Below are 6,940 nucleotides of genomic sequence, written 5' to 3'. Positions count from 1 at the left end.
GTCCCGCCCCGCGTCGCACCCTGACCGCCGTCGAAGCACCTACTTACCCCGCAGCTACGAATAGGACAACAAATGACTACCACAACCCAAACCCCTGGCCCCGGTAACGCCATCGCCGGCACTGGACGCCTGGACACCTCGGACTTCACTCCGATGACCATCGACGGCGAATCGCACGGGGAGGTCCACTTCTTTCGCGACGACAACGCCCACCAAAGGCTCAACAGAGTCGCCGTATGGCGCCTGACGGCCGAACAAGTGCCTTACGAATCGCCATATGACTTCCGCAGCGACGAAACGATCCTCATACTCGAAGGTGAGCTGGAAATGACCTTCGAAGACGGAACGGTCCAGGTCCTGCGCACCGGCGACGTCGTCTCCGTGCTCGCCGGAACGCGCACCACCTGGCGCATCAATTCCCCCTTCAAGAAATTCGTCGTGGAGGTAGGAAAATGACAACGGCCCAGACATACGACATCGCCGTCATCGGCGGCGGTTTCGCCGGCGTTACCGCCGCCCGCGAATTGCGCCAAGCCGGGCACCGGGTCATCCTCCTCGAAGCCCGGGACCGCTTGGGCGGGCGCACCTGGTACGAAAAGGACCGCATCGCAGGCTTCGACGTGGAGATGGGCGGCGGCTGGCTCGGTGACGACGAAAAATACGCCATGGCCGAAGTCAACCGATACAGCATCCCCCTGCTCCGCGACGAAGAAGCCCCCAGCAAATTCCTATGGCGCTGCACGGCCGGAATCCGGGAGGGAATGCTGCCCGTTCCCTTCAGCCAGCTCGGAACGCTTGAAGCCGCCATCGGCCGCCTGCAGACCGCAGCAAGCCGCGTCAGTGAACAGATGTTCATCGACGGAACCGGGCTGGACACCGTCGCCGACCTGGACGTGCCGCTGCCGACACTCTTTGAAGACCTGGACCTGCCCGCCGAAACTGCCGGAGTGCTTGAAGGCTTCTGGGCAGGCATCAGCTCCGCAGAGTGGTCCCAGATGTCGGTCCTCCACGCAGCACGACTGATCGCCGGGTCCGGCGGAACTTTCATGGGCTTCATGGGCACCGTCATGCTCGGCCCTCGGTTCGCCAACGGGACCGGTGAGCTCATCGCAGCCATCGCACAGGACGCCGCCGTGGAAACCCGGCTGAACACGGTGGTGACGAAAATCGTCAGCACCACCGACGCAGTCGATGTCTTCGTCGGACAGGACCAGTACACCGTGCAGGCCGTCGTCTGCACCGTGCCGGTCCACGCTCTGCGCCATATCGAATTCGAACCCCCGCTGAGCCCGCGGAAGCACGAAGGGCTCGAGGCTGGGCATTCGGGCAAGGGGTTCAAACTATGGATGGCGGTAAGGAACGCCACCGGTGGAGTCTTCTCCCTCGGGGCCCCCGGACCCTTCAACCACCTCTTCACCGTCGACGAACGCGAGGACGTCGCGCTCCTGGTCGGCTTCGGACCTGATGACTGCCCCGACCCGAACAACCTTGACCAGATCCAGCAGATGCTCCGCGAATACCTCCCCGAGGCCCAAGTGGTCGCCGCCGACGCCCACGACTGGCGCGCCGACCCATACTCGGAATCCACCTGGGCGGTTTACCCGGCAGGGTTCACCACCGAATACGAACAAGCCCTCCGGGCCACCGAAAGCAGGGTCGTCTTCGCCGGCTCCGATGTCTCCGAGGTCCGCCCGGGCTACATCGACGGCGCCATCGAATCCGGTATCCGCGCCGCACGCGATGCCAGCCAACTCACCGATCCCGCAAACCTCCCCGAGCCCCAGCCTGCCCACGCGCAGGCTCACGCACACTGACAACAGGAGCCACACAGTGACAACGACATCCCTGCAACCCCACGCAACCTTCGCCGGCAAGAGCACCACACAGCAGTTCATCGACGGATCCTGGCGTGAGGGCCGTTCCGAGAAAACCCTCACCGTTACCAACCCGTACAACAACGACGTCCTCGCCACCATCCGCCAGGCCTCCGTCCAGGACCTCGATGACGCCTACCGCGCCGCCGAAGCAGCGCAGCCCGCGTGGGCCACCACCGCGCCATCCGAACGCCGCCGTATTCTGATGCGTGTCGCCCATCTATTGGAGGAACGTCGCGAAGAAATCGCCGACTGGCTAGTCAAAGAGTCAGGATCCACCATTGGCAAGGCACTGTTCGAAGTAGGGGCCGCCGCCAGCATCACGCTCGAAGCATCATCGTTCCCCGCCCGGGCCCACGGACGGATCATGGAATCCGACCTGCCCGGCAAAGAGAACCGGATCTACCGCCGCCCCTTGGGCGTCGTCGGCGTCATCAGCCCATGGAACTTCCCCCTGCACCTCTCCCAACGCTCAGTCGCCCCCGCCCTGGCTCTGGGCAACGCCGTGGTCATCAAGCCCGCCAGCGACACCCCCCTCACCGGAGGGCTGATCCTGGCCAGGATCTTCGAAGAGGCCGGCCTTCCCGCCGGGGTACTGAACGTCGTCGTCGGAGCTGGATCTGAAATCGGAGACGACTTCGTCAGCCATCCCGTACCCGGCTTGATCTCCTTCACCGGATCAACACCCGTCGGACGCAACGTCGGAAAACTCGCCACCGGCGGCGAGCACATCAAGCACGTCGCACTCGAACTCGGAGGCAACAGCCCCTTCGTCGTCCTGGCAGACGCGAACCTTGACGCCGCCGTGCAAGCAGCCGTCACCGGAAAATTCCTGCACCAAGGCCAAATCTGCATGGCCATCAACCGGATCATCGTCGAAGCGCCGGTCCACGACGAATTTCTGCGCCGCTTCACCGACGCCGCCCGCCACGTCCCCTACGGAGACCCGGCAGACTCCGGAACCCTTGTCGGCCCCGTCGTGAACGACAGCCAACTCAACGGGCTCAAGGCAAAGATCGCCACGGCCCAACAGGAAGGCGCCAGAATGGTTGTTTCTGGAGACATCAACGGCCGCGTCATCCCGCCACATGTATTCGCCGACGTCACCCCTGACATGGATATCGCCAGGGAAGAGATTTTCGGGCCCCTGGTCGGAATCCTAAAAGCAGACAACGAAGAACACGCACTCAAGCTCGCCAACGATCACCCCTACGGGCTCAGCTCAGCAGTATTCACCCAAGACCTCGACCGTGGAACACGATTCGCCCTGCAGGTAAAGGCCGGCATGACCCACATCAACGACATGCCCGTCAACGACGAAGCCCACGTTTCCTTCGGAGGAGAACGCAACTCCGGCCTCGGCCGCTTCAACGGGGACTGGGCAATCGACGAATTCACCACCGACCACTGGATCAGCATCACACCGCGCTAAACCCAAGACCCGCAACCGAGCATCCGGCACCACTTCGCTCCAAGAAAACCCGCCGGAGGGTTCCGATTCCGGTTGAAGGCCAGCAACGGCGAGGTCGTAGCCCCCGGCGAGTCCTACACCACCAAGCCCGCAGATATAGGGGCGTCGAGCCGGTGAAGACCAACGCAGGATCCGACATTGGACCCGACCAGCCCTGAGCACTCTGCCGTGGTCGGGGGCGTAGACAAGGCCCCCGCAACAGCTAAAACAGCAGCGGGGGCTTTGCTGCGTCCAGGAGCGGACTGGGGCTCTCCGCGTAAACTAGCCTGCAACGCGCTCAGAACAGCCATGCCCGACGACGTCTTAGTCCATGGAAAGTCATGTCATATGTGTTCCATTAGCCATGAAGGTGGGTAGGTAGGAATGTTATGAAGACATCGAATTCTCGGCGTCGTGGGCTGCACTTTTCTGTGGCGCCTACACGTCCCGAACTTGGACGCGGTTCCGCGCAGCAGTCTGTGCGGTTGCGCATTGGCCTCGAATGCGCAAGAAAGGAGGTGTGGACAGTGATGCTCCTATTGTTGTCAATGGTCGCTGGGCCAGGGGCCGTGTGGGTTACCGTGGCTTCCGCTCCGGCCTCAAGGGTCGCTGCGCGACGGCCGGGGGCCGCCTTTGACCCCGGAGCTTCGGTGTCCACGGTCAGGTTGGAAGCACCCGGTCCACCGGTGGATGGGCTGTCTGCGCGTATGCGGTGGATTGAGAGTTGAGCCAGGTCTCGTAGCGGTGGTGGACGTCGCTGTCGTGGGAAAGTCCTCGTTCCAGACGAGACAGAGTGGTGGACCAGACGCTCAGGGCATCGGCTGCTTCTTGGAGGGTCAACCCTTTGGTTGCGCGTGCTTTCCGGAGGGTGGCGGCGTCGGGAGCGGGACGCGGGTCAAGGACCTGGTTATAGATTTCGCGGGTGACGTAGCGTCTGAGGCAGCGCATGATTTCTTTGGTTCCTTTGCCTTCCTGGCGTCGCCTGGCCACGTAGGCCCGGGTTCGGTTGTCATAGCGCATTCGGACGAGCACTACGCGGTGGATGGCTTTGTTGGCCTGTCGGTCACCGGCGCGGCTTAGTCGATGCCGGGTCGTTTTGCCTGAGGAGGCGGGGATCGGGGCGACGCCGACCAGGGCGGCGAACTTTGCCTCCGTGGTGACGCGTTCGGGGTTGTCTCCTACGGTGACGAGGAGCTGGCTGGCGACGTCGGTGCCGACGCCCTGAATGTGGCGCAGCATTGGTGCGTGGAGGGTGAGGACGGTGTCGAGTTCGGTGTCGATCAGTGCGAGCTCCTGGTGCCGGTAGCGGACGGCGAGCCGCTTCAGTACGGTCGCGGTGCTGGTCAGGGGTTCGGCTGGGGCGCCGGAGGGGCGTGTCTTTTCTAACGCGGCCATCAACGCCGGGCTCGTCATGGACCGGTATCTTGCGCGGAGGTCTCCGGTGCGGTTGTCAGGATCGTTTTCACCTGGGCCATCACTGCGACGCGGGCCCGCATTGCGGTTGCGCGCTCGGCCCGCAGCACCCGCAGGGATTCCACTGCACCGTCCCGGGATTTCGGGGTGACGCCTGCCCTGCCGGAGAGCACCGATTCGGCGGCTTGATAGGCATCGAGCGGATCGGATTTTCCCGGCAGCCGGCGTGCCTGCCGGTTCGGGCGCATCACTTCCACCACGCGGATGCCCTTTCGGGTGAGCACGCGTGAGAGTTCGGCGCCGTCGCTGCCGGTTCCTTCCACACCGGCGGCGAGAACGGAACCGAAGCCGGTGATGAAGTCGATGATCTCCTGATAGCCGGCTCCCGCTGCCGGGAATTCCTTGTCCGCCAGATGGTGGCCGGTGTCGGTGATGACTCCGACGTGGTGGGTATCGGCGTGGGTGTCGATCCCGGCGATGACTTTCAGATAGTCCTTTGTCATGATGAAACTGCCCTGACCTTTGGAAGCGATGGGAAAAGGGCACGCCGGCCGGGTGGGCAGACAAGACAGTAATGGGACTCTTCGGAGCAAGCGCCTATGACGTCATGTCCACTTGGCCGTCGCGTTTACTGCGGCCGTGCTGTGGTGGACAGATCATTGTCAAGGCATCCCTCACGCGGGCGTCCGCCACACTTCGAGCCACACCGGAACACACCCAATTCCATCATTACTGTCCACACTTTCCGCCTCGGACTGGCTCGTGAACCCTTCGAACTGCCCCGGATTCCGCATGTTTCCGCCACTTCCCAATGTTTCCATGGCTTGGAATTCCGTTTCGACCCGCCTCGGGCACGGCATACCCCCTTCTGGCTGGTCAAGTCCCTCTGACAGTGCTGTGGGGTGTGCCTGGCGCCGCGGGTCACCTGTTTGGTTGTGGGGCAGCGGGGTCAGGGTCGTGGCTGGTTGGCCTCCGCCTGCTCTCACCTGGGTATATGAGGTCCTCTCTCGGTTCGTTCGGTAGGTCGTGGTTGGCCTACACCTCTTCATGGATAGAAGTATTGCCGATAGGGCCCATATGTCGACGCGAAACCGGGGGTGTCAGGTTTGGATGCGCTGGGCCGATCGGCCCCAGCTCTGGAGATATACGTTTTCCACAGCTGGGGCCAGTTCCCGCTAGCAGTGCACGGGTTGGCCGGTGGCGACTGATTCCTGCGCCGCCTTGACGATCTGTAGCGTGCGCAGGCCACCGTCTCCGTCCGGCAGGGGGACCCTGCCGTCCACCATTGAGGAAATGAACTCCTCCAACATCAGGGAGTCCAAATCCACGCCATAGGGGATCCATGCCGCACCGTTGACATCGAATCCGCCGAGGTGGGTGGCAAAGGGGTTGATTCGGACGGACCCCTTGGTGCCTGTCACCGCCAACGTCAGGCCGCCCCAGTTCGGTGCGGTTTCCGGCTGGCTCCACGAGCAGTCGATGGTGGCGATGACACCGTTCTCGTAGGTCATTGTCACCAGTCCGCCAGTCTCGACGTCGGGTTTCCGTGCGGCATGAAGGATTCTGTTCGAGACAGCGTGCACTCTGCGGACAGACGATCCAAGCAAGTGGTCCAGGAGATCGGCGCAATGAACCACATGGTCCACCAAGGCTCCGCCGCCTGCGAATTCGGGATCCGTAAACCAAGCACGCCGTGTGGGCAGCCAACCGTTGTTGGTTCCCACCACCGAAATGACTTCCCCCAGCGCACCGGAGGAAACCAGGCTCTTCAGCTCCCGGTAGGCGGGTGAAAACCTCACCGGGTAGGCCACCATCAGGTTGACTCCCGCAGCGTCGACGGCGGCAATCGCCGCCTTCGCGTCTGCCTCGTTGGTGGCCAGCGGCTTTTCGCACAGGATGTGGGCTCCCGCTTCCGCGGAGCGCATGATTAAATCCGTATGCCGTGAATTCTCGCTGCAGATGATCACCGCGTCAGGTTTCCACGAGAATGCTTCCGCATATGTGTCCACGTAAGCGACGCCGTGGGCCGCGGCAAAGTCTGCCCCGCGGGGACCGGCGTCAGTGGCAAACTGTCCATCCGGGTCCGACGTCAGGAGCTCAACGTCGTCCCGTGCTGCGAGCTGCCTCACGTAGCTGGCAGCATGCGTGTGGGCGAACGAGAGAATTGCTATTTTCAGGGAAGGTGCTGGTGGGGTAGCCATGG

General features: G+C 63.0%; 7 protein-coding genes. 4 read left to right on the top strand and 3 right to left on the bottom strand.

Going from position 1 to position 6,940, the window contains the following annotated elements; translation table 11 throughout:
- Nucleotides 1-72: 72 nt before the first annotated feature.
- The 4 genes from GVL04_RS02530 to GVL04_RS24915 are packed head-to-tail and all read left to right on the top strand — an operon-like array spanning nt 73 to nt 3,462.
- Complete coding sequence (locus tag GVL04_RS02530; RefSeq protein WP_159699000.1) at nt 73-456, top strand: cupin domain-containing protein; 384 nt, start codon at nt 73-75, stop codon at nt 454-456.
- Complete coding sequence (locus tag GVL04_RS02525; protein WP_159698997.1) at nt 453-1,814, top strand: NAD(P)/FAD-dependent oxidoreductase; 1,362 nt, start codon at nt 453-455, stop codon at nt 1,812-1,814. The genes GVL04_RS02530 and GVL04_RS02525 overlap by 4 nt, the downstream gene beginning before the upstream one ends.
- A 16-nt stretch (nt 1,815-1,830) precedes the next feature.
- A complete protein-coding gene (locus tag GVL04_RS02520; protein WP_235036131.1) occupies nt 1,831-3,306 on the top strand; it encodes an aldehyde dehydrogenase family protein in 1,476 nt (491 codons plus the stop codon).
- Nucleotides 3,307-3,327: 21 nt separating this feature from the next.
- Nucleotides 3,328-3,462 carry a YegP family protein gene (locus GVL04_RS24915; RefSeq protein WP_159699131.1) on the top strand — a complete coding sequence of 45 codons (135 nt, stop codon included), beginning with the start codon at nt 3,328-3,330 and terminating at the stop codon, nt 3,460-3,462.
- Nucleotides 3,463-3,984: 522 nt separating this feature from the next.
- Here the strand turns inward: GVL04_RS24915 and GVL04_RS02510 are convergent.
- The 3 genes from GVL04_RS02510 to GVL04_RS02505 all read right to left on the bottom strand — a co-directional run bounded on the left by GVL04_RS02510 (nt 3,985) and on the right by GVL04_RS02505 (nt 6,938).
- Nucleotides 3,985-4,719, bottom strand: coding sequence for a transposase (locus GVL04_RS02510; RefSeq protein ID WP_235036130.1), 735 nt, complete (start codon nt 4,717-4,719; stop codon nt 3,985-3,987).
- Nucleotides 4,720-4,733: 14 nt separating this feature from the next.
- Entirely contained in the window at nt 4,734-5,240 is a 507-nt protein-coding gene (locus tag GVL04_RS24605; RefSeq protein ID WP_235036129.1) for an IS110 family transposase, read from the bottom strand.
- Between the two features lie 672 nt (nt 5,241-5,912).
- A complete protein-coding gene (locus tag GVL04_RS02505) occupies nt 5,913-6,938 on the bottom strand; it encodes a Gfo/Idh/MocA family protein (protein WP_159698991.1) in 1,026 nt (341 codons plus the stop codon).
- Between the last annotated feature and the right edge of the window lie 2 nt (nt 6,939-6,940).

The organism is Arthrobacter sp. 18067 (genome assembly GCF_902706295.1).
Classification (GTDB): Bacteria; Actinomycetota; Actinomycetes; order Actinomycetales; family Micrococcaceae; genus Arthrobacter.
The sequence above is the reverse complement of the archived record's forward strand: the minus strand, read 5'-3'. Positions and strand labels throughout refer to the sequence as shown.